The organism is Serratia nevei (assembly GCF_037948395.1).
Classification (GTDB): Bacteria; Pseudomonadota; Gammaproteobacteria; order Enterobacterales; family Enterobacteriaceae; genus Serratia; species Serratia nevei.
The window spans coordinates 3114684-3140883 of the sequence record NZ_CP149940.1 but is presented as its reverse complement, the minus strand read 5'-3'; the positions used below and the strand labels follow the sequence as shown (position 1 = coordinate 3140883).

Here is a 26200-nt window from a genome sequence, read left to right as displayed (position 1 = left end):
CGCGGCAATAAAAGCGGCGTTTGCCCGGTTATATAGCAATAAAAGATAAAACCGTTGCCGCACGTAATTTCGCTGAATTAAAGCACCTGCGCCCACAGCGTTTTCGGCACCTTGCCCAGATCGAACAATTTACCGGCAACCAGCTCGGCGCGACGGTGGTCGGCGGCGCGGTACATGTTGCTCATTTCTGTATCATTTTCAATGGAATAGTTCAGTTTGTCGTACACCTTTTCCAGGCTGTCCAAAGAGGAGCATTTACGGAATGTCAGCAAATATTCGAGCGTATCGGTCATGATTAAAATATAGCCTGTTAATAGTTAAAGCCGGGTGAATAACACATCAGCGGCTCACGGCGACGCCGCCGAGGCAGTGATGTACGACCTGACAAAAATCATTTCAAGTAGATAAATTGCACTGGGTAATAATGAGGCGTCGCCTGCGGCGGCGCTTCGATAAATCATAATATGCAAGTGCGTCATCAGCAATCTCATCCTGCTGATAAATGAAGAAATAGGGAAAGTCTCAGGACGAGGCTGCGCGGATGACGGCAGAAGCGCCGCTGTTCCTGCTGCGCGCCAGTTCGCGCTGTCGCTTTTGCGGCGTTTTTTTCACCCGCCCTAAGAGGCGCAACGGCATTACGCGGTGTTTGTCATTGCCGCTTGCGTTGAGGTTTCACCTCCCTGACGCTGAAGATTGGGGGGAGTAAAACAAAACTGCGTTTTATTTTATCGCAATGAAAGGATGGAAACGGGGGCGGGTTAATAATCTATTCACCTGCGGAATAATTATAACGGCGACAGAAAAGAAATAAAAAAGCATTAAAGTTTTAGGGTGTGCTGCCGATATGCCGTTTTAGGGGTGATTTAACGTAAAAAGACCATTCTTTCGCCGTGCTGATACGGAAACATATCGTTACGTCTGTTTGCTTGTTCACTACGCCAGCGAATCATTGATAAGCCTTAATCACCTGATGTTGAAAATTAGAACAGCCTCAAGCGGGGGGCTTAAGTCAAATCTGATAGCTAATAACCTTATAGTTTACAGCGGTTATTTTTCAGCTTGGATATTTTTTAGCGGCTTAACTGGTTATTTATGCTGAGTTTGTCGGCTACATGCAGATTTTTGTTCTGTTATTTTGGTTTGGTGATGCTTTTGTTCGAATTGATCTAAAAAAGATAATTTTTTGGCTGATAAACATTGTTTTTAAGACGTTTTTTTACCTGTGTCTGTTTTGTGAGCAAAATGGTGGTCAATAAATGTGCGTATTTGGGGGTATTTGGCTTAAATATTTTTTATTTTTGTGATCTATGTCACATTGTATTTAAAATTGCCTCTCACTTACATTGTGTGTGCTAATGGTTCGGGGGTAGAGTTGCGCTGCTTTAGGAATAATCTTATTAAATTTGTAAAAATAGTTTCATGGTGACTAAACACTATCGAAGCAGAATGCTGTACATCCATACACGTTGGTTTACGCTCGTAGCAAATACTGAACAGTGGTCGAATTTAGCGATTGGCGAAAATTATAGCAGTCGTTTTTGAGAGATTAATTTGCCAACTTTGGGAAACAACCCAGGTCACGGGCGATAAAATTTATCACCCAGCGTATGTTTTTAAACATAGTCTGTCGGGATGGGGAATATGGGTACGTCTGAATTACTTAAGCATATTTATGACATCAATTTGTCATATTTACTTTTAGCACAGCGTTTGATCAACGATGAAAAAGCGTCCGCGATGTTCCGCCTTGGTATCGATGAAACCATGGCCGACGCGTTGGCGCAGCTGACTTTACCGCAAATGGTCAAACTGGCCGAGACCAACCAGCTGGTTTGCCACTTCCGCTTTAACGATCACCAGACCATCGAACGCCTGACCAAAGAGTCGCGCGTCGACGATCTGCAACAAATCCATACCGGCATTTTGCTATCAAGCCATTTACTGCAAGAGCTATCGAGTAAAGACGCTAGCCCGACGAAGAAAAGAGCCTGATGATGGTTGAGAAAAGTATTGTTCAAGAAGCCAAGGACATTCAGCTCGCCATGGAGCTGATTTCACTGGGAGCCCGTTTGCAGATGCTGGAGAGCGAAACCCAGCTCAGCCGCGGGCGCTTGATTAAACTTTATAAGGAGTTGCGCGGTAGCCCGCCGCCAAAAGGGATGTTGCCGTTCTCAACCGACTGGTTTATGACCTGGGAACAGAATATTCACTCGTCGATGTTTTACAACGCCTACCTGTTTCTGATGAAAAGCGGGCAGTGCAGCGGGGTCGAAGCGGTGATTAAAGCCTATCGCCTCTATCTGGAGCAGTGCCCCCAGCAGGCCGGCGATGCGCCGCTGCTGGCGCTGACCCGTGCCTGGACGCTGGTGCGTTTCGTCGACAGCGGCATGCTGCAGCTTTCCGCCTGCAGCTGCTGTGGCGGCGCATTTATCACCCACGCGCACCAGCCGCTGAACGGTTTCATCTGCAGTTTATGCCAACCCCCATCCCGCGCCGTAAAAAGACGTAAACTTTCGCCGCAACTGGCCGATATTATTCCTCAACTGCTGGACGAGCAGGTCAAACGCGCCATTTGAGCCGCCACATTGCCGGCTCTCGGCAATGAATACCGACGTGTGATACGCAGGGGCGGCATGCCGCCCCCAGACACGCAGCCTGGTCTGTCGCGCCAGGGCGCGTTTGCCCCACCTTCCATCCACATTGTTAATTTAAGGAATGCGTGTGCTAGTTATTTTGGGTTATCTCGTGGTATTGGGTGCGGTGTTTGGCGGCTACCTGATCGTGGGCGGTCATCTCGGTGCGTTATATCAACCGGCGGAGTTTCTGATTATCGGCGGGGCGGGGGTCGGCGCTTTCATCGTCGGCAACAACGGCAAGGCGATCAAGGCTACGCTGCGCGCGCTGCCGCGGCTGATGCGCCGTTCCAAATACAACAAAGATCTGTACATGGATCTGATGGCGCTGTTGTTCCGCCTGCTGGCCAAATCGCGTCAGCAAGGCATGCTGTCGCTCGAGTTCGACATCGATAATCCACAAGAAAGTGAAATTTTCTCTAATTATCCGCGCATCCTTGCCGATAACACCCTGGTGGAGTTCATTACCGACTATTTACGGCTGATGGTGAGCGGCAATATGAATGCGTTCGAGATCGAAGCGCTGATGGACGAAGAGATCGAAACCTACGAGCAGGAAAGTGAAGTGCCCGCCGGCAGCCTGGCGATGGTGGGCGACTCCTTGCCGGCGTTTGGTATCGTCGCGGCGGTGATGGGGGTGGTGCACGCCCTGGCTTCGGCCGATCGGCCGGCAGCGGAACTGGGCGCGCTGATCGCTAACGCCATGGTCGGTACTTTCCTCGGCATTTTGCTGGCCTACGGCTTTATCTCGCCGCTGGCCACGTTGCTGCGCCAGAAGAGCGCCGAAAACGTCAAGATGATGCAGTGCATCAAGGTCACGCTGCTGTCGAGCCTGAACGGTTACGCGCCGCAGATCGCCGTCGAGTTTGGCCGTAAAACGCTGTACACCACCGAGCGTCCTTCTTTCGTTGAGCTGGAAGAACACGTGCGCCGCGTGAAAGCGCCGGCGCAGCAGGCGACGGAAGAAGAAGAAGCATGAAACAGAATCATCCGGTCGTTCTGGTCAGAAAGCGCAAGTCGCATCATGCCGCCCATCACGGCGGCTCCTGGAAGATCGCTTATGCCGACTTTATGACGGCGATGATGGCGTTCTTCCTGGTGATGTGGCTGCTGGCGATCGCCAGCCCGCAGGAGCTGACGCAAATCGCCGAATATTTCCGCACGCCGCTCAAGGTCGCCCTGACCAGCGGCGACAAGAGCAGTTCCGAAAGCAGCCCGATCCCGGGCGGCGGCGACGATCCTACCCAGCAGCACGGCCTGGTGAGAAAGCAGGTCGACTCGCCGGACTCGCGCGCCGAAGAGCTGCGCCTGAACAAGCTGCGCGAAAAGTTGGACGAATTGATTGAGTCCGACCCGCGCCTGAAGGCGCTGCGTCCGCATCTGTTGATCAACATGATGGACGAAGGGCTGCGCATCCAGATTATCGATAGTCAGAACCGGCCGATGTTCAAAACCGGCAGCGCGCAGGTCGAGAGCTACATGCGCGATATTCTGCGGGCGATAGCGCCGATCCTTAACGACCTGCCGAACAAGATCAGCCTGTCCGGCCACACTGATGATATCCCTTACGCCACCGGCGAGCGCGGCTACAGCAACTGGGAACTGTCGGCCGATCGCGCCAACGCCTCCCGGCGCGAGCTGATCGCCGGCGGCCTGGCGGAAGGCAAAGTGCTGCGGGTGGTGGGCATGGCGGCCACCATGAGCTTGAAACAGCACGGTGCCGATGACGCGATTAACCGTCGCATCACCGTGCTGGTGCTGAATAAGCAAACGCAAGAAGGCATCGAACACGAAAATGCCGAAAGCAACGCGATGGATATCGCCCAGCCGGCTAGCCTGAAGCAGCTGGCGCCGTCGGCGACTGCGCCGGCCAGCCAAACGCCGGAACCCCAGGCGGTAACGCTGACCGATCAAGCGACGCCGCCGCCGGCGGCAGACCCTGTCGCTCAATCGCAGACATCCCCGGCGATAGCCCCGGCCGGCCAAGCGCCGGAACAACCGGCGGCCGCACCCGCACCGACTAACCGCGACTCACAGCCAGAGGTGACCCCGTGAGCATGGACATTAGCGATTTTTATCAGACCTTCTTTGATGAGGCGGACGAGTTGCTGGCCGACATGGAGCAACACCTGCTGGAGCTGGATCCGCTGGCCCCCGATATCGAGCCGTTGAACGCCATCTTCCGCGCGGCGCACTCGATCAAGGGCGGTGCGGCGACCTTTGGCTTTTCGGTGCTGCAGGAAACGACCCACCTGCTGGAGAACCTGCTGGACGGTGCAAGACGCCAGGAAATGAGCCTGAGCACCGAGATTATCAACCTGTTTCTGGAAACCAAAGACATTATGCAGGAGCAACTGGACGCCTATAAAACCTCGCAACAGCCTGATGCCGAAAGCTTTGAATACATTTGCCAGGCGCTGCGCCAGCTGGCGTTGGAGGCGCAACAGCAGCAGGAGGCGCCTGCGGCTCAACCGGCCGTTCAGCAGCCTGTCGTGAAGCCGGTGGCTGCGCCGGCGGCGATCGAAGGCGGCATGCGCATCAGCCTGAACGGGCTGAAAGCCAGTGAAATCCCCTTGATGTTGGAAGAGCTGGGCAACCTCGGCGAGGTTAAAGACCCTCATCAGACGGAACACAGTCTGGACGTGACGTTGCTCACCTCCGCCAGCGAAGACGACATCAGCGCCGTGCTGTGCTTCGTGCTGGAGCCGGAACAAATCAGCTTCTCGACGCCGACGCAGAGCGAACCGGCCGTTGCAGAAGCGAGCTTACCGGCAGCGGTCGCCGCGCCGGAAGCTGCACCTGCGCCGGTCGCGAACGCCGCGCCGCCTGCCGCCAAACCGGCCGCCGCTCCGGCGGAAGCGCCGAAAGCGCGCGCCAAGGCGAGCGAGTCCACCAGCATTCGCGTGGCGGTGGAAAAGGTGGATCAGCTGATCAACCTGGTGGGCGAGCTGGTGATCACCCAGTCGATGCTGGCGCAGCGCTCCGGCACGCTCGATCCGGTGAACCACGGCGATCTGCTGAACAGCATGAGCCAGCTGGAGCGTAACGCGCGCGATCTGCAGGAGTCGGTGATGTCGATCCGCATGATGCCGATGGAATACGTCTTCAGCCGCTATCCGCGCCTGGTGCGCGATCTGGCCGGCAAGCTGAACAAGCAGGTGGAGCTGACGCTGCAGGGCAGTTCCACCGAACTGGACAAGAGCCTGATCGAACGCATTATCGATCCGTTGACGCACCTGGTGCGCAACAGCCTCGATCACGGTATCGAAGAGCCGGCCACCCGCATCGCCGCCGGCAAGTCGGCGGTGGGCAATCTGGTGCTGTCGGCCGAACACCAGGGCGGCAACATCTGCATTGAGGTTATCGATGACGGCGCGGGCCTGAACCGCGAAAAAATTCTCGCCAAGGCCGCGTCGCAAGGGCTGGCGGTGAGCGACAGCATGAGCGATGAAGAGGTCGGCATGCTGATCTTCGCACCGGGCTTCTCCACCGCCGAGCAGGTGACCGACGTTTCCGGCCGCGGCGTCGGCATGGACGTGGTGAAACGAAATATTCAGGAGATGGGCGGCCACGTCGAGATCCGTTCGCAGGCCGGTAAAGGCACCACCATCCGCATCCTGCTGCCGCTGACGCTGGCGATCCTCGACGGCATGTCGGTCAAGGTGAACGACGAAGTCTTTATCCTGCCGCTGAACGCGGTAATGGAATCGCTGCAGCCGCAGGCAGAAGATCTGCATCCGCTGGCCGGCGGCGAACGCGTGCTGCAGGTGCGCGGCGAATATCTGCCGCTGGTGGAGCTGTATCGGGTATTTGAAGTGGAAGGCGCCAAAACCGACGCCACGCAGGGCATCGTCGTTATCCTGCAAAGCGCCGGCCGCCGCTATGCGTTGCTGGTGGATCAGCTGATTGGCCAACATCAGGTGGTGGTGAAGAATCTGGAAAGCAACTACCGCAAAGTGCCGGGCATCTCCGCCGCGACCATTTTGGGCGACGGCAGCGTGGCCTTGATCGTCGATGTCTCGGCGTTGCAAACCTTGAACCGTGAAAAGCGTCTGACGGACGCCGCCGCATAATAATGAGTTTATTGATTTAAAAGGTGAATGATATGGCAGGATTGGCAGCCGTCAGCAAATTGGCTGGCGAAACGGTAGGGCAAGAGTTTCTGATTTTTACCCTGGGCAACGAGGAGTACGGCATCGATATCCTCAAGGTGCAGGAAATTCGCGGCTACGACCAGGTGACCCGTATCGCCAACACGCCGGCGTTCATCAAGGGCGTCACTAACCTGCGCGGCGTGATCGTCCCGATCATCGATCTGCGGGTGAAATTCTCACAGCAAAGCGTGTCTTACGATGAAAACACCGTGGTGATCGTGCTGAACTTTGGCCAGCGCGTGGTGGGCATCGTGGTCGACGGCGTTTCCGACGTGCTGTCGCTGACCGCCGAGCAGATCCGCCCGGCGCCGGAGTTCGCGGTGACGCTGGCGACCGAATACCTCACCGGTCTCGGTTCGCTGGGCGAGCGCATGCTGATCCTGGTGGATATCGAAAAGCTGCTGAGCAGCGAAGAGATGTCGCTGGTCGACAGCGTGGCGAAAAGCGTCTGATTCATGACCCGAGGGGGCAGGGCGCTTGCCCCCTTCATCCATCACTCTTCCTGACCTGTCGCGACGCCGCCGACCGAGCCCGGAACCCCCACTAAAAATAGTTACTTTCCCGCATAAAGTTTTGCCGCACGGCGCCGATAACTCTCACATTCAACGTCATCAGAGCCTGTCTGCGCGGGCTTCAACAAGGGAAATCATGTTAAATCGTATGAAGGTGGTCACCAGCCTGTTGCTGGTGTTGGTGCTGTTTGGCGCCTTGCAGTTGATTTCGGGCGGACTCTTTTTCTCCTCGCTGAAAAGCGATAAGGAAAACTTTACCGTCCTGCAAACTATCCGCCAGCAGCAGCTGCAGCTGAGTGAAAGCCGCGTTGACCTGCTGCAGGCGCGCAACTCCCTGAACCGTGCCGGTATTCGCTACATGATGGATACCAATAAGATCGGCAGCGGCGCCACCATTGATGAACTGCTGGGCAAAGCGAAAGAAGAGCTGGCCGAGGCGGAAAGACACTATGCCGCTTACGAAAAAATCCCTCAGGATCCGCGTCAGGATCCCCAGTCAGCAGAGCGCGTTAAGCAACAGTACGACATTCTGTACGGCGCGCTCTCCGAACTGATCCAACTGCTGGGCGAAGGCAAGATTAACGCCTTCTTCGATCAGCCTACGCAGAGCTACCAGGACAACTTTGAGCAGAGCTACAACGTTTATCTGGAGCAAAACGGCAAGCTGTATCAAATCGCGGTCGACGGCAGCAACAGCTCCTACAACTCGGCCATTTGGACGCTGATCGTGATTCTGGTGGTGGTGCTGGCGGTGATCGTACTGGCCTGGACCGGCATTCATCACATCCTGGTGCGCCCGCTGAACCGCATGATTGACCACATCAAACAGATCGCCGCCGGCGACCTGACTCAGCAGATCGTCGTCACCAGCCGCAACGAAATGGGCGTGCTGGCGGCCAGCCTGAAACACATGCAAAGCGAACTGATCGAAACCGTCAGCGGCGTGCGTCAGGGCGCGGACGCCATCTACAGCGGCGCGTCGGAAATCGCCGCGGGCAACAACGATCTCTCCTCCCGCACCGAGCAGCAGGCCGCTTCGCTGGAAGAGACCGCCGCCAGCATGGAACAGCTGACCGCGACGGTGAAACAGAACGCCGAAAACGCCCGTCAGGCTTCACAGCTGGCGCTGAGCGCCTCCGAAACCGCGCAGAAAGGCGGCAAGGTCGTGGCCAACGTGGTGCAGACCATGCACGACATCGCCGGCAGCTCGCAGAAAATCGCCGATATCACCGGCGTGATCGACGGCATCGCCTTCCAGACCAACATCCTGGCGTTGAACGCCGCGGTGGAAGCGGCGCGCGCCGGTGAGCAGGGCCGCGGCTTCGCGGTGGTGGCCGGTGAAGTGCGCAACCTGGCGCAGCGCAGCGCGCAGGCGGCAAAAGAGATCAAAGGCCTGATCGAAGACTCGGTCAGCCGCGTCGATATGGGCTCCGTGCTGGTGGAAAGCGCCGGCGAAACCATGGGCGATATCGTCAACGCCGTTACCCGCGTGACCGACATCATGGGCGAAATCGCGTCGGCTTCTGACGAGCAGAGCCGCGGTATCGATCAGGTTGGCCAGGCGGTAGCGGAAATGGACCGCGTGACCCAGCAGAACGCCTCGTTGGTGGAAGAATCCGCCTCGGCGGCGGCAGCGCTGGAAGAACAGGCCAGCATGCTGACCCAGTCGGTGGCGGTATTCCGCCTGAGGTCGGAAGGCCAGGAAGAGTTTAAAGCGCCTGCCACCAGCAAGGCGACGGTAACACCGGTAATCAATCATAAGAAAATGAACGCCAGCGATCTGCAGGATAACTGGGAAACGTTCTGACCGGTATCGGGCCTCTCTCGCAGAGGCCCTTTTCCCTACGTAGGCCGGTCGCCGGCCGGCTGCAAGGAGGTTCACAGTGTTTAACCGAATCCGTATCTCTACCAGCTTGTTCCTGTTGTTGATGACCTTCTGCGTTCTGCAGTTGGCCAGCAGCGGCCTGTCGTATTCCGCGTTTCGCTCCGATAACCACAACCTCGACATCATCACCCTCGGCAGCCAGCAGCGCGATTCGCTCAGCCTGAGCTGGGTGTCGCTGTTGCAGGCGCGCAATACGCTGAACCGCGCCGGCACCCGCGCGGCGCTGAAACTGCCGCAGGAGCAGGTGAACGAATTGATGAGCAGCGCCCGCAGTTCGCTGCAGAAGGCCGATCTCTATTTCAATCAGTTCATGGCGGTTGAGCGCAGCAGTGAGCAACAGAGTCAGCAGACGGCAACGACCAAGGCCAGCTACGAGCGGCTGCGCGGCGCGCTGCGCGAGCTGATCGGCTTCCTGGAGAAGGGGGAGCTGCAGGCATTTATGGATCAGCCGACGCAGAAAACCCAGGACCTGTTCGAGGCCGACTTCGTGCAGTACCTGCAGCTGGTCAACGGCGACATCAGCGAAGCCAGAGACGCCAACCAGTTCTCCTTCACGCTGGCGGGCCTGATGCTGGCAGGGGCGGTCTTGATGCTGATCGTGGTGACCGGCAGCGCCATGTGGTGGCTGCGTACCATGTTGGTGCAGCCGCTGAACCAAATCCGCAGCCACTTTGAACGCATCGCCGCCGGCGATTTGGCGACGCCGATTCAGGTGTATGGCCGCAATGAAATCAGCATGCTGTTCGCCAGCCTGCAACGCACGCAGCAGTCGCTGATCGGCACCGTCGGCGCCGTGCGCGACGGGGCGGAGTCGATTCTGATCGGCCTGCAGGAGATATCCGAAGGCAATAACGATCTCTCTTCCCGCACCGAGCAGCAGGCCGCTTCGCTGGAAGAAACCGCCGCCAGCATGGAACAGCTGACCGCCACGGTGAAACAGAACGCCGACAATGCGCGGCAGGCCTCTCAGCTGGCGCGCGACGCCTCGGCCACCGCGGCCAAGGGCGGCGAACTGGCCGGCGACGTGGTGACCACCATGCACGATATCGCCAACAGTTCGCAGAAAATCGGCGCCATCACCAGCGTGATTGACGGCATCGCTTTCCAGACCAACATTCTGGCGCTCAATGCGGCGGTGGAAGCGGCGCGCGCCGGTGAACAGGGGCGCGGTTTCGCCGTGGTCGCCGGCGAAGTGCGCAACCTGGCGAGCCGCAGCGCGCAGGCGGCGAAAGAGATCAAGGTGCTGATCGACGAATCGGTCAGCCGCGTCAAACACGGCTCGGTGCTGGTGGAAAACTCCGGCGCCACCATGCAGGACATCGTGCGTTCGGTGACCCGCGTGACCGACATCATGGGCGAGATCGCGTCGGCTTCGGATGAACAGAGCCGCGGCATCGAGCAGGTGACGCAGGCGGTGACCCAGATGGATCAGGTCACCCAGCAGAACGCCGCGCTGGTGGAAGAGTCCGCTTCGGCCGCCACCGCGCTGGAAGAGCAGGCCATTACCCTGGCCGACGCGGTCGCGGTATTCCGTCTGGCGGACGATAACTTCGTCGCGCCAGGTAACAGCAACAACGCAGTTTCACCCGTGGTAAAGGAAGCCCAAGATTGTTAAACCGCATAAGCAGCACGTTTTTCCCCGGTGAGGTGGCATGAAACAGGCGCCGTCAACTTCTAACCGGGATACTGCGTCGATGTTGACGCAAATGGTGCAGCGCCTGCCGCTGTCGGACGTGCATTTTCGCCGTATCAGCCAGTTGATTTATCAACGCGCCGGCATTGTGCTGGCGGAGCATAAGCGCGAGATGGTTTACAACCGCCTGGTGCGCCGTTTGCGGCTGTTGGGATTGCACGATTTCGGCGACTACCTGGCGCTGCTGGAAAGCGACCCGAACAGCGCGGAGTGGCAGGCGTTTATCAACGCGCTGACCACCAACCTGACGGCCTTTTTCCGCGAGGCGCATCACTTCCCGATCCTGGCGGAGCACGCGCGCTCGCGGCCGAACGGCTACAGCGTCTGGAGCACTGCGGCCTCGACCGGCGAAGAACCGTATTCGATCGCCATCACTCTGAGCGATGCATTGGGCCAACGGGCCGGCAGTTGCCAGGTTTGGGCCAGCGATATCGATACGCAGGTGCTGGAAAAAGCGGAGGCGGGCGTTTACCGCCAGGAAGATCTGCGCACCCTGACGCCGACCCAAATGCAGCGCTATTTTCTGCGCGGCACCGGGCCGCATCAGGGGCTGGTGCGCGTGCGGCCGGAGCTGGCGGCGCGGGTGAACTTTCAGCCGCTGAACCTGCTGGCGCCGGAGTGGGCGCTGCCGGGGCAATTCGACGCCATTTTTTGCCGCAACGTCATGATCTATTTCGATAAGGCGACGCAGGAGCGCATCCTGCGCCGCTTCGTTCCCTTGCTTAAGCCGGGGGGGCTGATGTTTGCCGGCCACTCCGAGAATTTCAGCCAGATCAGCCGGGATTTCTACTTGCGTGGGCAGACCGTGTATGGGCTGACCAAGGAGAGGTAATGAGTAAAATCAGAGTGTTATGCGTAGACGATTCGGCACTGATGCGCCAGCTGATGACGGAAATCGTGAACGGCCACGCCGACATGGAGATGGTGGCGACCGCGCCGGATCCGTTGGTGGCGCGCGATCTGATCAAAAAATTTAATCCTCAGGTGCTGACGCTGGACGTCGAGATGCCGCGCATGGACGGGCTGGATTTCCTCGAGAAGCTGATGCGCCTGCGGCCGATGCCGGTGGTGATGGTCTCTTCGCTGACCGGCAAAGGCTCGGAAATCACGCTGCGCGCGCTGGAACTGGGCGCGGTGGACTTCGTGACCAAACCGCAGCTCGGCATTCGCGAGGGCATGTTGGCCTACAGCGAGCTGATTGCCGAGAAGATCCGCACCGCCGCCAGAGCACGCCTGCCGCAGCGTTCCAGCAGCCCGGCGCCGGCGATCCTCAGCCATGCGCCGCTGCTGAGCAGTGAAAAACTGATCGCCATCGGCGCTTCCACCGGCGGCACCGAAGCGATCCGCCAGGTGCTGCAGCCGTTGCCGGCAACCAGCCCGGCGCTGCTGATCACCCAGCACATGCCGCCGGGTTTCACCCGTTCGTTCGCCGAGCGGCTGAACAAGCTGTGCCAGATCACGGTGAAAGAAGCGGAGGACGGCGAGCGCGTACTGCCGGGCCACGCCTACATCGCTCCGGGGGATCGTCACCTGGAGCTGACGCGCAGCGGCGCCAACTATCAGGTGAAGCTGCATGACGGCCCGGCGGTCAACCGCCATCGCCCCTCGGTCGACGTGCTGTTCCGCTCGGTGGCGCAATATGCCGGCCGCAATGCGGTGGGCGTGATCCTCACCGGGATGGGCAACGACGGAGCGGCGGGGATGCTGGAGATGCACCGCGCCGGGGCCTATACCCTGGCGCAGAACGAGGCGAGCTGCGTGGTGTTCGGCATGCCGCGCGAGGCGATCGCCAGCGGCGGCGTCAGCGAAGTGGTCGAGCTGGACAGGATGAGCCAGCGCATGCTGGCGCAGATCGCCGGCGGCCAGGCATTGCGCATTTGATTTTAGTCCGCAGGGTCTTCCCGGCGGCGATATGACCCAGGTTCGCCGCGCGGCGGCCTGCGGTTTTGCATCATTAAACGGTTAACTATTTCAGGAGTAACAATGGCAGACAAGAACCTCAGATTTCTGGTTGTGGACGATTTCTCCACCATGCGCCGCATCGTCAGAAATTTGCTCAAAGAGCTGGGCTTCAACAACGTCGAAGAAGCTGAAGACGGCGCGGATGCGCTGAACAAGCTGCGCGCCGGCGGTTTCGACTTTGTGGTGTCCGACTGGAACATGCCGAACATGGACGGGCTGGAGCTGCTGCAAACCATCCGCGCCGATAGCGCGCTGGCCGCGATGCCGGTACTGATGGTGACGGCGGAAGCCAAGAAAGAAAATATCATCGCGGCGGCGCAGGCCGGCGCCAGCGGTTATGTAGTGAAACCTTTTACGGCGGCGACGCTGGAAGAAAAGCTCAACAAGATTTTTGAAAAATTGGGCATGTAAGGAGAGGGCGATGAGAGACATTCCAATGCCTGCCAGCGATGCAGCGACCGCGGGAGAGATCATCTCCCGCATCGGCCAACTGACCCGAATGCTGCGCGACAGCATGCGCGAACTGGGGCTCGATCAGGCGATCGCCCAGGCGGCAGAGGCGATCCCGGATGCGCGCGACCGTCTTGACTATGTCGTAACCATGACGGCGCAGGCGGCGGAACGGGCGTTGAACTGCGTGGAGGCGGCGCAACCGCGCCAGGCGGAGCTGGAATCCGGCGCGAACGCGTTGAAAGGGCGCTGGGACGAGTGGTTCGCCAACCCCATCGAACTGGACGACGCGCGTTCTCTGGTTAACGACACGCGCCAGTATCTGGATCAGGTGCCGGGCCATACGGCCTTCACCAATGCCCAACTGCTGGAAATCATGATGGCGCAGGACTTCCAGGATCTGACCGGCCAGGTGATCAAGCGCATGATGGACGTGGTGCAGGAGATCGAAAAGCAGCTGCTGATGGTGCTGATGGAAAACATGCCGGAGCAGCCGGTGAAGGAAAAACGGCCGAACGACAGCCTGCTGAACGGCCCGCAGCTCGACCAGAACGGCGTCGGCGTGATCGCCAACCAGGCGCAGGTCGACGATCTGCTCGACAGCCTCGGTTTCTGAGGCTTTTCGGGGCGCGCGACGGCGCGCCCCGAAAGTTGCGCGGTGTCCCGCAAAGATTAATGTATATAGCATTGCTATATACATCATGGCGGTTATAATTTGTACTCCAGTTAAAGGAGGTCGCCATGACGTTAGGTTCTGTCTTTACCAATAATCGGACACAGGCTGTACGCTTGCCTGCAGAGGTGCGTTTCCCTGATACCGTTTCTAAAGTGACCGTCCGCGTAGTGGGCAAAGAGCGCATTCTTGCCCCCCTGGAGAATACCTGGGATAGCTTCTTCTGTGCGGAAAATGAGGTGAGCGATGATTTCCTCAATGAACGTGCCGGGCAGCACCAGCGCGAGCGGGAAGATTTTTGATGTTCAGTCATATGCTGGACACCAACATTGTTATCTATGTCATTAAGCGCCGCCCGCTGGAAGTGCTGGAGGCATTCAATCGCTATGCAGGTAAAATGGTCATTTCGTCGATCACCTATGGCGAATTGGTTCACGGGGTGGAGAAAAGCGCTCGCCCAGCGGTGAACGCCAGAGTCGTTGAGGATTTTGTCTCCCGATTGGACATTCTCGATTACAGCGCCAAAGCAGCATCGCACTACGGCAACATCCGGGCTGCGCTGGAACGCCAGGGAACGCCTATTGGCGTAAACGATCTACATATCGCCGGGCATGCGCGCAGCGAAGGATTGATCCTGGTGACCAATAATCGACGCGAATTTGAGCGCGTTGAGGGTTTGCGGCTGGAAAATTGGTTGTAACCTCTCCCTGATGGTCTCATCCCCTAAATAACCCGCCTTTTCCCCCGTTGTTCCGTCAATGACATCGCCAATTTTTTGGCATGCTGACCGCCATTCTTTACCCTCTCGACACAGGAACGGCGTTTCGTGGCTGAAGACAGCGATCTGGAAAAAAGCGAGGCCCCCACGCCCCACAGGCTGGAGAAGGCGCGTGAAGACGGCCAGATCCCGCGTTCCCGCGAACTGACCTCGGTACTGATGCTGCTCTCGGGCCTCGCGATCATCCTGATGTCCGGCAGCAACATGGCGCAACAGCTGGCGGCGATGCTCACGCAGGGGTTGAACTTCGACCATGGCATGGTCAGCAACGATAAACAGATGCTGCGCCAGCTGGGCATGTTGCTGCGCCAGGCCGTACTGGCGCTGTTGCCAATCATGGCGGGGCTGGTGCTGGTGGCGCTCGCCGCGCCGATGCTGTTGGGAGGCATTCTGTTCAGCGGCAAGTCGATCAAATTCGATTTGAAGCGGCTGAACCCGTTGTCCGGATTGAAGCGCATCTTTTCCAGCCAGGTGCTGGCCGAGCTGCTGAAAGGGATCCTGAAAGCGACGCTGGTCGGCTGGGTGACTGGCCTCTATCTCTGGCATAACTGGGCGGCAATGCTGCATCTGATGACCCAGCAGCCGCTCGACGCGTTGGGCAATGCGCTGCAGATGATTCTGTTCTGCGGTTTTCTGGTGGTGCTGGGATTGACGCCGATGGTGGCGTTCGACGTGTTCTACCAGCTGTGGAGCCACTTCAAAAAGCTGAAGATGACCAAGCAGGATATTCGCGACGAATTCAAAGACCAGGAAGGGGACCCGCACGTTAAGGGACGTATTCGCCAGCAGCAGCGGGCGATCGCCCGGCGCCGCATGATGGCCGATGTGCCCAAGGCGGACGTGATCGTCACCAACCCGACGCACTACGCCGTCGCGTTGCAGTACAACGACAAAAAAATGAGTGCGCCGAAAGTGCTGGCCAAGGGGGCCGGCGAAATCGCCTTGCGCATTCGCGAACTCGGTGCGGAGCACCGCATCCCGATGCTGGAAGCGCCGCCGCTGGCGCGTGCGCTGTATCGACACAGCGAGATTGGACAACATATTCCGGCCACCCTGTATGCCGCGGTCGCCGAAGTGCTGGCCTGGGTGTACCAACTGCGCCGCTGGCGGCGCGAGGGCGGCCTGATCCCGAAAAAACCTGAACGTTTACCGGTGCCGGAAGCACTGGATTTTGCAAGAGAGAGTGACTCTGATGGCTAATTTGGCCTCCCTGCTTCGTTTGCCGGGCAATTTTAAAGATACGCAGTGGCAGGTGTTGGCCGGCCCGGTGTTGATCCTGTTGATCCTGTCGATGATGGTGCTGCCGTTGCCGGCGTTTATCCTCGACCTGCTGTTTACCTTCAACATCGCGCTGTCGATCATGGTGCTGCTGGTGGCGATGTTCACCCAGCGCACGCTCGAATTCGCCGCCTTCCCGACCATTCTGCTGTTCTCCACGCTGCTGCGTTTGTCGCTCAACGTCGCGTCCACGCGCATCATCTTGCTGGAGGGGCACACCGGTTCCGCCGCCGCCGGCCGCGTGGTGGAGGCCTTCGGGCACTTCCTGGTGGGCGGCAACTTCGCCATCGGTATCGTGGTGTTCATCATCCTGGTGTTGATCAACTTCATGGTCATCACCAAGGGGGCCGGGCGTATCGCCGAAGTGGGCGCGCGTTTTGTCCTGGACGGCATGCCGGGTAAACAGATGGCGATCGACGCCGATCTGAACGCCGGGTTGATCGGCGAGGACGAAGCGAAGAAACGCCGCGCCGAAGTCACCCAGGAGGCCGATTTCTACGGCTCGATGGACGGTGCCAGTAAATTCGTGCGCGGCGACGCCATCGCCGGCCTGATGATCATGGTGCTGAACGTGGTCGGCGGCCTGTTGGTCGGCGTGGTGCAACACGGCATGGAGCTGGGGGCGGCAGCGGAAAGCTATACGCTGCTGACCATCGGCGACGGCCTGGTGGCGCAGATCCCGGCGTTGGTGATCTCTACCGCCGCCGGCGTTATCGTCACTCGCGTCGCGACCGATCAGGACGTCGGCGAGCAGATGGTGGGCCAGCTGTTCAACAATCCGCGCGTGATGCTGCTGAGCGCCGGGGTACTGGGGCTGTTGGGCCTGGTGCCGGGCATGCCGAACCTGGTGTTCCTGCTGTTTACCGCCGCTTTGCTGGGCCTGGCCTGGTGGCTGCGCGGCCGTGAACAACAGGCACCGAAAGCGGTGGAGGCGCCGGTGATGCCGGACAACCCGCAGGCCGCCGAAGCCAGCTGGGCCGACGTGCAGTTGGAGGATCCGCTGGGGATGGAAGTAGGCTATCGGTTGATTCCGATGGTCGATTTTCAACAAAACGGTGAGCTGCTGGGGCGTATCCGCGGTATTCGCAAGAAATTCGCGCAGGACATGGGGTATCTGCCGCCGGTGGTACACATTCGCGACAACCTGGAACTGCCGCCTGCCAGCTACCGCATTCTGATGAAAGGCGTCGAAATCGGCAGCGGTGAAGCGCAGCCGGGCCGCTGGCTGGCGATCAACCCCGGCAATGCCGTGGGTGAGCTGGCGGGAGACAAAACCGTCGATCCGGCCTTTGGGCTCGAGGCGGTGTGGATCGACAGCGCCTTGCGCGAGCAGGCGCAGATCCAGGGCTTTACCGTGGTGGAAGCCAGCACCGTAGTGGCGACGCACCTCAATCACCTGATCGGCCAGTTCGCCAGCGAGCTGTTTGGCCGCCAGGAAACCCAACAGTTGCTGGATCGCGTGTCGCAGGAGATGCCGAAACTGACCGAAGACTTCGTGCCGGGTGTGGTATCACTGACCACGCTGCACAAGGTGCTGCAAAACCTGCTGGCCGAGCGTGTTTCTATCCGCGATATGCGCACCATCGTCGAAACGCTGGCGGAGCATGCTCCGGCGCAAAGCGATCCTTATGAGCTGACCACCGTGGTGCGGGTAGCGCTGGGCAGGGCGATCACGCAGCAGTGGTTCCCGGGCAACGGCGAGATTCAGGTCATCGGTTTGGATACCCAACTGGAGCGCCTGTTGTTGCAGGCGTTGCAGGGCGGTGGCGGTCTGGAGCCGGGGCTGGCCGATCGCCTGCTGGATCAGGCGCGCCAGGCGCTGCAGCGGCAAGAGATGCTCAGCGCGCCGCCGGTGCTGCTGGTCAACCATGCGCTGCGGGCCTTGCTGGCGCGCTTCCTGCGCCGCAGCCTGCCGCAGATCGTGGTGTTGTCCAACCTCGAAATCAACGACGATCGCCAGATTCGCATGACGTCGACCATTGGAGCCGCCTGATGAAACGCTGTCTGTTCGTGTTGTGTTTGCTGGCGCCGTTAACCGCCGGTGCGGTGTCCGGTTCCTGGGTGGCCGAAGGGGGGGGCGTGACGTTGGAACAGGGCGGCATGCGCGATGAGTCCGCCGGTTTGCGGCCGCCGAACGCGTTGCCGGATGCCAATGCGCGCATCACCAGCGTCAGCTGGCGCTACCGTTTACTGGGGCCGGAGCCGGTCGGGCTGCAGGCCCAGCTGTGTACGGTGAACCGCTGCATTCCGCTCGGCGGCGGCAGCGGCAGCAGCAACGGTTTGCAGGGCGAACCGGCCAATGCGGAATTGCGCTTTGTCTATTACGTGCAGTCGCAAGGCGGGCTGAACCCGCCGCTGCGCGTGATTGGCAATCAGGTCATCGTCAATTATCAGTAGGATCAGGCCAGAATTTGCAGGCCGTTGCGTTCCACCAGTGACAGCAGCTTCATTGCGGCGGAGTTCGGTTGCGCTTCGCCGCGCTCCCATTTTTGTACCGCCTTTTTACTGACGTTGAGATACAGCGCAAACACCGGCTGACTGACGTTTTCCCGTTCGCGCAGCGCGCGGATCTCGGCCGGCCCGAACTGTTTCACCGGCCGCAGACACAGCATGTCGAAGGTGCGCATGGTCACGTCGTCGACGAAACCGGCGCGGTGCAGGCCCTGAACTTCCTGGTGGATCGATTTCAGCATCTTGCTCATAGTTGTAACCTTATTAATTCCCCGCAGTTGACCAGCTGATACAGTCTGAATGGTGAATAATCCAGATACAGCGCCGCCAAATGCCGCCAGGAAATTAACTCATCCTGATTGATGTTGTCTCTTTCGTTTTTGGCAAAGCCATACATGAAAAAGATCCTGCCTTCATCTGCCGTTGCGATTAATACCCGATACCCGCGCCGTTTTCCACTCCCCATCCGGGCGATGCGTTTTTTGTAAACGCAACCACCGAGATTGGCGTCGTACAACTGATTTTGCATCTCTCGCGCCGCTTTCACTATCGTGGCGTCACTGATGCGTTCGTCGCCGGCAAATGTCTGGAAGGCTTTTGTGAGATAAATGTCGGTCATTCACTCTCCGTGTGAAAATATACCCTTAGTGGGTATAGATCAAGATGTTTAACGACCGAGCTAAGATGACGAAATAGGGAGTGATGAGGAACAGGCAAATATCCGTTCTGCGCAGCCTGGCGCATAACGTTAAGGGAATTCAGAAAGCGATAAGAAGAAAATGCGAGAGGGCGCGCATAGCCGGGTAAACCCGCGCCCGGTGGTGCGCACACCGGGCGAAATCAGGGGGGTTAGACGCCGATTTTTCTGCCGAGCAGGCTGCCGGCGTGCGACTGGCCGTCCGGGCCATACAGCGATTTGTTGTTCTTGCTGAGGATCGCCAGCGCCTGAGCGTTATGGTCGATCTGCTGATTGAGCAACAGGCCATTGTGCTGATTCTTCTCGCGCAGCGTTTGGCTCAGCAGTTGAACGCGTTGCCAGCGATCGGCCAAGGGCGCATGGCTGGCGTAGGGCGCGCGTTGCCCGCAGGCTTTTTCCTGCCCCAGGCGCTGTTGCTCGAGGTAGGCGACCGTCGCCAGCAGTTGGCTTTTGGCATCGGTTACGCGCTGCAGCGCCACGCCGGGCAACTGGCCGGAACACAGCAAGTCGTGCTCTTCCTCCAGCACGCCATTGAGCGCCTGCAGCGTTTCCAACAGTTTATCCAGCAGTTGTGCCAGGTTTTCCATAGTGATGACTTATCCTTTACCGCTACTCGCCGCCGCGCCGTCAGTCGCGCCCGGCGATCCATTGAATGTCGCTCTGCGCGTCTTGCAGCAGCGCGTCGGCGATTTTGCCGGCGTCCATCTTCAGTTCGCCGTTGCGGATCGCCTGCTTGATGGCCTCGACCCGGCCCATATCGATATCCTGGGTGCCCGGCTGCATCAGGCGCGCCTGCGCCTCGCTCAGTTTGACCTGCGTGCCGCTGACGGCCGTTTCGGCCACGGCGGCCTTACGCGGTTGGAGCGGGTTGTCGGCCGGGGTTTCACGCGGTTGCACAGTGGAAACCGGCTGTAACCGCTGGGTGCGATCGATACTCATGGTCCATCTCCGTTTACGCCGTGACCGCTCGGGGGCGACGACGCTGCAATGAAAGTTTTGCGGCCCTGGTGGCCAATAAAATGCTGCTTGATTTGTCTTATCGGCAAGGTTTGCGGAACCTTTACTTTTTTATAACGTAATGCGAATCGCGCCGTCGTCCCCGACCACGCCGCTGACGATCTGCCCGGACGCCATGCGCACGCGCACGCTGTCTTCGGCGGCGGCGTTGTTCATCGCCTTGCCCGCACCGCTGATGTTGAACCCTTCGCCCTGCGCGGTGACCTGTACCGGTTGCCCGGCTTTGATAATCCAAGCTCGGCGCAGCATGGCGAGGGTCAGCGGTTGGCCGGGGCTGATATTGCGCAGGCTGACGGCGCCTAACGCTTTGCCCGCTTCGGTCAGCGCGCGCGGCGGCAGGGTATCGAGCCGGCCTTCCTTCAACGCCAGATCCGCCGCGGTCAACCGGCTGCCGGCGCTGATGCCGCGCGCCGAAACCAGATAGCGGCCGAACACCTGCACCTGCGTCTGGATAAAACGCCGCTCCTGGCCACAGCGCGCCGAAATGCTGACGTTGCCGCCGATCCGCGCGTTGGGCGGCAGCGACAGCTGGGGCAGTTCGCAGGCGGGCCATTGGGCCGGCGGCGTGCGCACCCGCACTTTCACCTGTACCGGCTCGCCGGTGAACTTGCCTTTGATGAAGCTTTCGATTTGCGTCGCCAGATCGTCGGCGCGCGCGTTCAGACTGCACAGCAGGCCGATAAGCAGCAGCATTTTACCTTTCATCGTCATCTTCTCAAGCTTCATCGGGATACGCGTAAGTGTACCCGCAGCGCGCGCAGGCTAAGCAGATAAATAGCGCCCCATTTTGCGTCTATTCCCGCGATAGGGTGGCGCTGGGGACGTTTATCCTGTCGACTCCAAATTCTAACCTCGCGGAGGGAGCATGCTCGACAAACTGGACGCGGCTCTGCGCTTTGGCCAAGAGGCGCTGAACTTGCGCGCCCAGCGGCAGGAAATTCTGGCCGCCAACATCGCCAACGCAGACACACCGGGTTATCAGGCGCGGGATATCGATTTCGCCAGCCAATTGAACAAAGTGCTGGAACAAGGGCGCGTCAACGGCAACGGCATGTCGCTGAACCTGACGGCGGCGCGCCACATCCCGGCGCAAACCCTGCAGCCGCCGCAGCTCGATCTGTTGTACCGGGTACCGGACCAGCCGTCGATGGACGGCAACACGGTGGACATGGATCGCGAACGCACCAACTTTGCCGATAACAGCCTGAAATATCAGACCGACCTGACGCTGCTCAACGGGCAGATCAAAGGGATGATGTCCGTGCTGCAACAAGGATAAGGCGCATGTCTTTACTGAACATTTTTGATATCTCCGGCTCGGCGTTATCGGCGCAATCCCAGCGCATGAACGTCAGCGCCAGCAACATGGCCAACGCCGACAGCGTGACCGGCCCGGACGGCGAGCCTTACCGCGCCAAGCAGGTGGTGTTCCAGGTCGCGGCGGCGCCCGGGCAGCCGACCGGCGGCGTGCGCGTCGCCCAGGTGGTGGACGATCCGGCGCCCGAGCGTCTGGTGTACCAGCCGGGCAACCCGCTGGCGGACGCCAAGGGCTACGTGCGCATGCCGAACGTCGACGTAGTGGGGGAAATGGTCAACACCATCTCCGCTTCCCGCAGCTACCAGGCCAACGTCGAGGTGCTCAACACCACCAAGTCGATGATGATGAAAACCCTGACGCTGGGTCAGTAACCGGAGGTTCCCATGGCTATTGCCGCAACCACTAACGAGTCGTTGGACAACACCGTCATCGGTAACAACAGCAAAAATACCAACAGCCAGGATCTGCACAACAGCTTCCTGACGCTGCTGGTGGCGCAGTTGAAAAACCAGGATCCGACCAATCCGATGCAGAACAACGAGCTGACTTCGCAGCTGGCGCAGATCAACACCGTTCAGGGCATCGAAAAACTCAACACCACGCTGGGCTCGATCTCCGGCCAGATCAACAGCAACCAGTCGCTGCAGGCGACGGCGCTGATCGGTCACGGCGTGATGGTGCCGGGCAACAACATTCTGGTCGGCAGCAAGGATGGCAAGGTCAGCACCACGCCGTTCGGCGTGGAACTGGAGCGCGCCGCCGATCAGGTGACCGCCACCATCACCAACGCCAGCGGGCAGGTGGTGCGCACCATCGAAATCGGCGGCCTGACCGCCGGCGTACACGCCTTCACCTGGGACGGTTCGCTGGACGACGGCTCCACCGCGCCAGACGGCGCCTACAAAGTGGCGATTAACGCCAAAGGCAACGGTGAACAGTTGGTGGCGCGTAGCCTGCACTTCGGGCTGGTGAACGGCGTGATCCGCGACGGCAACGGCGCCAAGCTGGATCTCGGCCTGGCGGGCAACGCCACCCTGGAAGACGTGCGACAGATCTTATAACCCTAAGCATCAGGCTCAATCGGACGATAGCCTGACCACTATTCGGAGAATAACATGGCCTTTTCTCAGGCAGTCAGCGGCTTGAACGCGGCAGCAACCAACCTTGACGTGATCGGTAACAACATCGCCAACTCCGCGACCGCGGGTTTCAAATCCGGCAGCGTGTCCTTCGCCGACATGTTCGCCGGTTCGCAGGTTGGGCTGGGCGTTAAAGTGTCCGGCATCACCCAGAACTTCAAGGGCGGCACCACCACCGGCACCAGCCGTGCGCTGGATGTGGCCATCAACGGCAACGGCTTCTTCCGCATGCAGGATAAAGACGGCGGTATCTTCTATACCCGCAACGGCCAGTTCAAGCTGGACGAGAACCGTAATCTGACCAACATGCAGGGCCTGCAGCTGACCGGTTACCCGGCGGCCGGTTCCCCGCCGACCATCCAGCAGGGTGCCAACCCGGTGCCGCTGAGCATTCCTGAAGGCATGATGAACGCCAAGGCGTCTACCTCCGGTGAGATGGTAACCAACCTGAAGTCCACCCATAAAGTGCCGGAGAACAAGACGTTCGATCCGACCAAACAGGACAGCTACAACTACGTCAACACCATCACCGCCTACGACTCGCTGGGTAACGCGCACAACATCAACGCCTACTTCGTGAAGACGGAAGACAACAAGTGGCAGGTCTATACCCAGGACGGCAGCGCAGCGCCAGTGAACGCCGGCACCATGGAGTTCAGCACCAGCGGCAACCTGGTGAAAACCACCAGCACCAACGGCGCGCCGGGCGAGTTCAGCATGGTGATCCCGATGACCGCCAAAGACGGCGCACCGGCGCAAAACTTCACCCTGAGCTTCGCCGGCAGCATGCAGCAGAACGTGGGCAGCGACTCGGTGAGCAAAGTGGCGCAGGACGGCTATGCCGCCGGTGAATACACCAACTTCCAAATCAACAACGACGGCACCGTCGTGGGCATCTACTCCAACCAGCAGACCCAGGTGCTGGGCCAGATCGTCATGGCCAACTTCTCCAACCCGGAAGGGCTGGCGTCGCAGGGCGATAACGTGTGGCAGGAAACCGGTGCATCCGGCCAGCCGCGCGTCGGTCTGTCGGGCGGCGGCGGCTTCGGTAAGCTGACCAGCGGCGCGCTGGAGTCTTCCAACGTCGATCTGAGCCAGGAGCTGGTGAACATGATCGTCGCACAGCGTAACTACCAGTCCAACGCCCAGACCATCAAGACGCAGGACTCCATCCTGCAGACGCTGGTTAGCCTGCGCTAATAGGGCCGAGTCATGGATCACGCGATTTATACCGCGATGGGCGCGGCGCGCCAAACGCTGGAACAGCAGTCCATCACCGCCAACAACCTGGCCAATGCGTCGACGCCGGGCTTTCGCGCCCAGCTCGCCGCGTTGCGCGCGGTACCGGTCGACGGGCCGAGTATGGCGACGCGCACCTTGGTGACCGCGTCGACGCCGGGCGCCGACATGAGCCAGGGGGCGCTGAACTACACGTCGCGTCCGCTGGACGTGGCGCTGCAGCAGGACGGTTTCCTGGCGGTGAGCCTGCCGGGTGGCGGTGAAGCCTATACCCGCAACGGCAACATTCAGATCTCCTCCACCGGGCAGTTGACGGTGCAGGGGCTGCCGGTGATGGGCGACGGCGGCCCGATCGAGGTGCCGCCGTCGGCGGAGATCACCATCGCGGCCGACGGCACCATTTCGGCGCTGAACGCCGGCGATCCGCCGAACACCATCGCGCAGATCGGCCGCCTGAAGCTGGTGAAAGCCGATGCGCGCGAAGTGATGCGCGGTGACGACGGGCTGTTCCGCCTGACGCCGGAAACCCAACAGCAGCGCGGCAATCAGTTGCAAAACGATCCGCTGGTGCGGGTGATGCCGGGCGTGCTGGAAGGCAGCAACGTCAAGCCGGTGGAAACCATGGTCGACATGATCGCCAACGCCCGCCGCTTTGAAATGCAAATGAAGGTCATCCACAGCGTGGATGAAAACGAACAGCGTGCCAACTCACTGCTCTCAATGAGTTAAGCAGCAAGGAAATAACCGATGATTCCATCCTTATGGATTGCCAAAACCGGTCTGGACGCGCAGCAGACCAACATGGACGTGATCGCCAACAACCTGGCGAACGTCAGCACCAACGGCTTCAAACGCCAGCGTGCGGTATTTGAAGATCTGCTGTACCAGACCATGCGTCAGCCGGGGGCGCAGTCCTCCGAGCAGACCACGCTGCCTTCCGGCCTGCAGATCGGCACCGGCGTGCGTCCGGTGGCGACCGAGCGTCTGCACAGCCAGGGTAACCTGTCGCAGACCAACAACAGCAAAGACGTCGCCATCAAGGGGCAGGGATTCTTCCAGGTGATGCTGCCGGACGGCACTCAGGCCTATACCCGTGACGGGTCGTTCCAGATCGATCAGAACGGCCAGCTGGTGACCTCCAGCGGTTTCCAGGTGCAGCCGGCGATCACCATTCCGGCGAACGCGCTGTCCATCACCGTCGGCCGCGACGGCATCGTCAGCGTCACCCAGCAGGGGCAAACCGCCGCCCAGCAGGTGGGCCAACTGACGCTGACCACGTTCGTCAACGACAGCGGTCTGGAGAGCGTGGGCGAGAACCTGTATCAGGAAACCGAAAGCTCGGGTGCGCCGAACGAGAGCACGCCGGGGCTGAACGGCGCCGGTCTGCTGTATCAGGGTTACGTGGAAACTTCCAACGTCAACGTGGCGGAAGAGCTGGTCAACATGATCCAGACTCAGCGCGCTTACGAGATCAACAGCAAAGCGGTATCGACCTCCGATCAGATGCTGCAAAAGCTGACGCAACTGTAATCTGTCATTGACGGGCCCGGCTTGCCGCGCCCGTCATTCTCTTTCGTGAAACAAAGGCGATACCCGTGGTAACCACATATTCGATGGCAATCCTGCCGCGGCAGGGACAACGCTGGCTGGCGGGAATGGTGATGCTGACGCTGAGCGGCTGCGCCTATATCCCGCACAAACCGCTGGTGGACGGCGCGACCACGGCGCAGCCCGCGCCGGCCAGTGCGCCGATGCCGAACGGCTCGATCTTCCAGACGGTGCAGCCGATGAACTACGGCTACCAGCCGCTGTTCGAAGACCGCCGTCCGCGCAACGTCGGCGACACCCTGACCATCGTGCTGCAGGAAAACGTCAGCGCCAGCAAGAGCTCCTCCGCCAACGCCAGCCGCAACGGCGCCAGCAAGTTCGGCGTCGCCACCTCGCCGCGTTACCTCGACGGCCTGTTGGGCAATGCGCGCGCCGATATGGATATTTCCGGCGACAGCACCTTCGGCGGCAAGGGCGGTGCCAACGCCAACAACACCTTCAACGGCACCATTACGGTGACGGTCAACCAGGTGCTGGCCAACGGCAACCTGCACGTGGTAGGGGAAAAGCAGATCGCCATCAACCAGGGCACGGAATTCATCCGCTTCTCCGGCGTCGTCAATCCGCGCACCATCAGCGGCAACAACTCGGTGACCTCGACGCAGGTGGCGGACGCACGTATCGAATACGTCGGCAATGGCTATATCAACGAAGCGCAGACCATGGGCTGGCTGCAGCGCTTCTTCTTAAATGTTTCACCGTTCTAAGGATTG

30 protein-coding genes are annotated in these 26200 nt (G+C 59.7%); 24 read left to right on the top strand and 6 right to left on the bottom strand.

Annotated features, from left to right (window positions below; genetic code table 11):
* Window positions 1–77 precede the first annotated feature (77 nt).
* Window positions 78–293 carry a transcription modulator YdgT gene (ydgT, locus tag V8N38_RS15115; protein ID WP_004934895.1) on the bottom strand — a complete coding sequence of 72 codons (216 nt, stop codon included), beginning with the start codon at window positions 291–293 and terminating at the stop codon, window positions 78–80.
* Between the two features lie 1348 nt (window positions 294–1641).
* Here ydgT and flhD point away from each other — a divergent pair.
* The 17 genes from flhD to V8N38_RS15030 all read left to right on the top strand — a co-directional run bounded on the left by flhD (window position 1642) and on the right by V8N38_RS15030 (window position 18415).
* Window positions 1642–1992, top strand: coding sequence for a flagellar transcriptional regulator FlhD (gene flhD / locus V8N38_RS15110; protein ID WP_033643537.1), 351 nt, complete (start codon window positions 1642–1644; stop codon window positions 1990–1992).
* On the top strand, window positions 1992–2576 hold the full coding sequence (gene flhC, locus V8N38_RS15105; RefSeq protein ID WP_019452971.1) for a flagellar transcriptional regulator FlhC: 585 nt from the start codon (window positions 1992–1994) through the stop codon (window positions 2574–2576). Before flhD ends, flhC begins: the two co-directional genes overlap by 1 nt.
* A 145-nt stretch (window positions 2577–2721) precedes the next feature.
* A complete protein-coding gene (gene motA / locus V8N38_RS15100) occupies window positions 2722–3612 on the top strand; it encodes a flagellar motor stator protein MotA (RefSeq protein WP_015378266.1) in 891 nt (296 codons plus the stop codon).
* Window positions 3609–4688 carry a flagellar motor protein MotB gene (gene motB / locus V8N38_RS15095; RefSeq protein ID WP_147839805.1) on the top strand — a complete coding sequence of 360 codons (1080 nt, stop codon included), beginning with the start codon at window positions 3609–3611 and terminating at the stop codon, window positions 4686–4688. Before motA ends, motB begins: the two co-directional genes overlap by 4 nt.
* The gene (gene cheA / locus V8N38_RS15090; protein ID WP_147839806.1) at window positions 4685–6706 is read left to right on the top strand and encodes a chemotaxis protein CheA; all 2022 of its coding nucleotides are present in this window, start codon (window positions 4685–4687) and stop codon (window positions 6704–6706) included. Before motB ends, cheA begins: the two co-directional genes overlap by 4 nt.
* A 32-nt stretch (window positions 6707–6738) precedes the next feature.
* On the top strand, window positions 6739–7239 hold the full coding sequence (gene cheW, locus V8N38_RS15085) for a chemotaxis protein CheW (RefSeq protein ID WP_025303271.1): 501 nt from the start codon (window positions 6739–6741) through the stop codon (window positions 7237–7239).
* Between the two features lie 196 nt (window positions 7240–7435).
* The gene (locus tag V8N38_RS15080; protein ID WP_060420782.1) at window positions 7436–9106 is read left to right on the top strand and encodes a methyl-accepting chemotaxis protein; all 1671 of its coding nucleotides are present in this window, start codon (window positions 7436–7438) and stop codon (window positions 9104–9106) included.
* Between the two features lie 76 nt (window positions 9107–9182).
* Window positions 9183–10799: a methyl-accepting chemotaxis protein gene (locus tag V8N38_RS15075; protein WP_047730456.1), complete on the top strand. Its 1617-nt coding sequence runs from the start codon at window positions 9183–9185 to the stop codon at window positions 10797–10799.
* A 37-nt stretch (window positions 10800–10836) separates the two neighbouring features.
* On the top strand, window positions 10837–11709 hold the full coding sequence (cheR, locus tag V8N38_RS15070) for a protein-glutamate O-methyltransferase CheR (RefSeq protein ID WP_025159837.1): 873 nt from the start codon (window positions 10837–10839) through the stop codon (window positions 11707–11709).
* Complete coding sequence (locus V8N38_RS15065) at window positions 11709–12758, top strand: protein-glutamate methylesterase/protein-glutamine glutaminase (RefSeq protein ID WP_015378262.1); 1050 nt, start codon at window positions 11709–11711, stop codon at window positions 12756–12758. The genes cheR and V8N38_RS15065 overlap by 1 nt, the downstream gene beginning before the upstream one ends.
* A 102-nt stretch (window positions 12759–12860) precedes the next feature.
* Window positions 12861–13250, top strand: a complete 390-nt coding sequence (cheY, locus tag V8N38_RS15060; protein WP_004934862.1) for a chemotaxis response regulator CheY — start codon at window positions 12861–12863, stop codon at window positions 13248–13250.
* A 10-nt stretch (window positions 13251–13260) separates the two neighbouring features.
* Window positions 13261–13905 carry a protein phosphatase CheZ gene (gene cheZ, locus V8N38_RS15055; protein ID WP_004934858.1) on the top strand — a complete coding sequence of 215 codons (645 nt, stop codon included), beginning with the start codon at window positions 13261–13263 and terminating at the stop codon, window positions 13903–13905.
* A gap of 125 nt (window positions 13906–14030) precedes the next feature.
* Window positions 14031–14264 (top strand): type II toxin-antitoxin system VapB family antitoxin, encoded by a 234-nt coding sequence (gene vapB, locus V8N38_RS15050; protein WP_041035628.1) that lies wholly within the window; start codon window positions 14031–14033, stop codon window positions 14262–14264.
* Window positions 14264–14662 carry a type II toxin-antitoxin system tRNA(fMet)-specific endonuclease VapC gene (vapC, locus tag V8N38_RS15045; RefSeq protein ID WP_033640020.1) on the top strand — a complete coding sequence of 133 codons (399 nt, stop codon included), beginning with the start codon at window positions 14264–14266 and terminating at the stop codon, window positions 14660–14662. Before vapB ends, vapC begins: the two co-directional genes overlap by 1 nt.
* Before the next feature lie 126 nt (window positions 14663–14788).
* Entirely contained in the window at window positions 14789–15940 is a 1152-nt protein-coding gene (gene flhB, locus V8N38_RS15040; RefSeq protein ID WP_047730459.1) for a flagellar biosynthesis protein FlhB, read from the top strand.
* The gene (gene flhA / locus V8N38_RS15035) at window positions 15933–18011 is read left to right on the top strand and encodes a flagellar biosynthesis protein FlhA (RefSeq protein WP_038876828.1); all 2079 of its coding nucleotides are present in this window, start codon (window positions 15933–15935) and stop codon (window positions 18009–18011) included. The genes flhB and flhA overlap by 8 nt, the downstream gene beginning before the upstream one ends.
* Window positions 18011–18415: a flagellar protein FlhE gene (locus V8N38_RS15030; protein ID WP_060420791.1), complete on the top strand. Its 405-nt coding sequence runs from the start codon at window positions 18011–18013 to the stop codon at window positions 18413–18415. The genes flhA and V8N38_RS15030 overlap by 1 nt, the downstream gene beginning before the upstream one ends.
* Window positions 18416–18417: 2 nt before the next feature.
* Here V8N38_RS15030 and V8N38_RS15025 read toward each other — a convergent pair whose 3' ends face one another.
* The 5 genes from V8N38_RS15025 to flgA form a co-directional block, all read right to left on the bottom strand.
* Complete coding sequence (locus V8N38_RS15025) at window positions 18418–18720, bottom strand: helix-turn-helix domain-containing protein (RefSeq protein ID WP_038876832.1); 303 nt, start codon at window positions 18718–18720, stop codon at window positions 18418–18420.
* Window positions 18717–19088 (bottom strand): type II toxin-antitoxin system RelE/ParE family toxin, encoded by a 372-nt coding sequence (locus V8N38_RS15020; RefSeq protein ID WP_033647787.1) that lies wholly within the window; start codon window positions 19086–19088, stop codon window positions 18717–18719. The genes V8N38_RS15025 and V8N38_RS15020 overlap by 4 nt, the downstream gene beginning before the upstream one ends.
* A 230-nt stretch (window positions 19089–19318) precedes the next feature.
* Entirely contained in the window at window positions 19319–19753 is a 435-nt protein-coding gene (locus V8N38_RS15015) for a flagella synthesis protein FlgN (protein ID WP_033634998.1), read from the bottom strand.
* Between the two features lie 40 nt (window positions 19754–19793).
* Window positions 19794–20105, bottom strand: coding sequence for a flagellar biosynthesis anti-sigma factor FlgM (gene flgM / locus V8N38_RS15010; protein ID WP_019452957.1), 312 nt, complete (start codon window positions 20103–20105; stop codon window positions 19794–19796).
* Between the two features lie 129 nt (window positions 20106–20234).
* A complete protein-coding gene (flgA, locus tag V8N38_RS15005; protein WP_060420907.1) occupies window positions 20235–20888 on the bottom strand; it encodes a flagellar basal body P-ring formation chaperone FlgA in 654 nt (217 codons plus the stop codon).
* Between the two features lie 160 nt (window positions 20889–21048).
* Here flgA and flgB point away from each other — a divergent pair, with 160 nt between their 5' ends.
* From flgB to flgH, 7 genes are all read left to right on the top strand, one after another.
* Window positions 21049–21462 carry a flagellar basal body rod protein FlgB gene (gene flgB / locus V8N38_RS15000; protein WP_033634995.1) on the top strand — a complete coding sequence of 138 codons (414 nt, stop codon included), beginning with the start codon at window positions 21049–21051 and terminating at the stop codon, window positions 21460–21462.
* Between the two features lie 5 nt (window positions 21463–21467).
* Window positions 21468–21872: a flagellar basal body rod protein FlgC gene (gene flgC / locus V8N38_RS14995; protein ID WP_004934826.1), complete on the top strand. Its 405-nt coding sequence runs from the start codon at window positions 21468–21470 to the stop codon at window positions 21870–21872.
* 12 nt (window positions 21873–21884) lie between these two features.
* Window positions 21885–22562 carry a flagellar hook assembly protein FlgD gene (gene flgD / locus V8N38_RS14990; protein WP_016927297.1) on the top strand — a complete coding sequence of 226 codons (678 nt, stop codon included), beginning with the start codon at window positions 21885–21887 and terminating at the stop codon, window positions 22560–22562.
* Window positions 22563–22616: 54 nt separating this feature from the next.
* On the top strand, window positions 22617–23840 hold the full coding sequence (flgE, locus tag V8N38_RS14985) for a flagellar hook protein FlgE (protein WP_004934822.1): 1224 nt from the start codon (window positions 22617–22619) through the stop codon (window positions 23838–23840).
* Between the two features lie 12 nt (window positions 23841–23852).
* Entirely contained in the window at window positions 23853–24608 is a 756-nt protein-coding gene (locus tag V8N38_RS14980) for a flagellar basal body rod protein FlgF (RefSeq protein WP_060420794.1), read from the top strand.
* An 18-nt stretch (window positions 24609–24626) separates the two neighbouring features.
* Window positions 24627–25409, top strand: coding sequence for a flagellar basal-body rod protein FlgG (gene flgG, locus V8N38_RS14975; RefSeq protein WP_004934819.1), 783 nt, complete (start codon window positions 24627–24629; stop codon window positions 25407–25409).
* An 83-nt stretch (window positions 25410–25492) separates the two neighbouring features.
* The gene (gene flgH, locus V8N38_RS14970) at window positions 25493–26194 is read left to right on the top strand and encodes a flagellar basal body L-ring protein FlgH (protein WP_004934817.1); all 702 of its coding nucleotides are present in this window, start codon (window positions 25493–25495) and stop codon (window positions 26192–26194) included.
* Window positions 26195–26200: the final 6 nt, after the last annotated feature.

What these genes read in the sequence shown, in the direction of transcription:
- vapC (WP_033640020.1), top strand. Translation starts at nt 14,264, where the DNA reads ATGTTCAGTCATATGCTGGACACCAACATTGTTATCTATGTCATTAAG.
- flgM (WP_019452957.1), bottom strand. Translation starts at nt 20,105, where the DNA reads ATGAGTATCGATCGCACCCAGCGGTTACAGCCGGTTTCCACTGTGCAA.
- cheY (WP_004934862.1), top strand. Translation starts at nt 12,861, where the DNA reads ATGGCAGACAAGAACCTCAGATTTCTGGTTGTGGACGATTTCTCCACC.
- ydgT (WP_004934895.1), bottom strand. Translation starts at nt 293, where the DNA reads ATGACCGATACGCTCGAATATTTGCTGACATTCCGTAAATGCTCCTCT.
- flgB (WP_033634995.1), top strand. Translation starts at nt 21,049, where the DNA reads ATGCTCGACAAACTGGACGCGGCTCTGCGCTTTGGCCAAGAGGCGCTG.
- V8N38_RS15080 (WP_060420782.1), top strand. Translation starts at nt 7,436, where the DNA reads ATGTTAAATCGTATGAAGGTGGTCACCAGCCTGTTGCTGGTGTTGGTG.
- flhA (WP_038876828.1), top strand. Translation starts at nt 15,933, where the DNA reads ATGGCTAATTTGGCCTCCCTGCTTCGTTTGCCGGGCAATTTTAAAGAT.
- flgG (WP_004934819.1), top strand. Translation starts at nt 24,627, where the DNA reads ATGATTCCATCCTTATGGATTGCCAAAACCGGTCTGGACGCGCAGCAG.
- V8N38_RS15025 (WP_038876832.1), bottom strand. Translation starts at nt 18,720, where the DNA reads ATGAGCAAGATGCTGAAATCGATCCACCAGGAAGTTCAGGGCCTGCAC.
- flgC (WP_004934826.1), top strand. Translation starts at nt 21,468, where the DNA reads ATGTCTTTACTGAACATTTTTGATATCTCCGGCTCGGCGTTATCGGCG.
- flgH (WP_004934817.1), top strand. Translation starts at nt 25,493, where the DNA reads ATGGCAATCCTGCCGCGGCAGGGACAACGCTGGCTGGCGGGAATGGTG.
- flgE (WP_004934822.1), top strand. Translation starts at nt 22,617, where the DNA reads ATGGCCTTTTCTCAGGCAGTCAGCGGCTTGAACGCGGCAGCAACCAAC.
- V8N38_RS15015 (WP_033634998.1), bottom strand. Translation starts at nt 19,753, where the DNA reads ATGGAAAACCTGGCACAACTGCTGGATAAACTGTTGGAAACGCTGCAG.
- cheZ (WP_004934858.1), top strand. Translation starts at nt 13,261, where the DNA reads ATGAGAGACATTCCAATGCCTGCCAGCGATGCAGCGACCGCGGGAGAG.
- flgA (WP_060420907.1), bottom strand. Translation starts at nt 20,888, where the DNA reads ATGAAAGGTAAAATGCTGCTGCTTATCGGCCTGCTGTGCAGTCTGAAC.
- V8N38_RS15020 (WP_033647787.1), bottom strand. Translation starts at nt 19,088, where the DNA reads ATGACCGACATTTATCTCACAAAAGCCTTCCAGACATTTGCCGGCGAC.
- cheR (WP_025159837.1), top strand. Translation starts at nt 10,837, where the DNA reads ATGAAACAGGCGCCGTCAACTTCTAACCGGGATACTGCGTCGATGTTG.
- motB (WP_147839805.1), top strand. Translation starts at nt 3,609, where the DNA reads ATGAAACAGAATCATCCGGTCGTTCTGGTCAGAAAGCGCAAGTCGCAT.
- cheW (WP_025303271.1), top strand. Translation starts at nt 6,739, where the DNA reads ATGGCAGGATTGGCAGCCGTCAGCAAATTGGCTGGCGAAACGGTAGGG.
- vapB (WP_041035628.1), top strand. Translation starts at nt 14,031, where the DNA reads ATGACGTTAGGTTCTGTCTTTACCAATAATCGGACACAGGCTGTACGC.
- flhD (WP_033643537.1), top strand. Translation starts at nt 1,642, where the DNA reads ATGGGTACGTCTGAATTACTTAAGCATATTTATGACATCAATTTGTCA.
- flhC (WP_019452971.1), top strand. Translation starts at nt 1,992, where the DNA reads ATGATGGTTGAGAAAAGTATTGTTCAAGAAGCCAAGGACATTCAGCTC.
- flgD (WP_016927297.1), top strand. Translation starts at nt 21,885, where the DNA reads ATGGCTATTGCCGCAACCACTAACGAGTCGTTGGACAACACCGTCATC.
- V8N38_RS14980 (WP_060420794.1), top strand. Translation starts at nt 23,853, where the DNA reads ATGGATCACGCGATTTATACCGCGATGGGCGCGGCGCGCCAAACGCTG.
- V8N38_RS15030 (WP_060420791.1), top strand. Translation starts at nt 18,011, where the DNA reads ATGAAACGCTGTCTGTTCGTGTTGTGTTTGCTGGCGCCGTTAACCGCC.
- V8N38_RS15065 (WP_015378262.1), top strand. Translation starts at nt 11,709, where the DNA reads ATGAGTAAAATCAGAGTGTTATGCGTAGACGATTCGGCACTGATGCGC.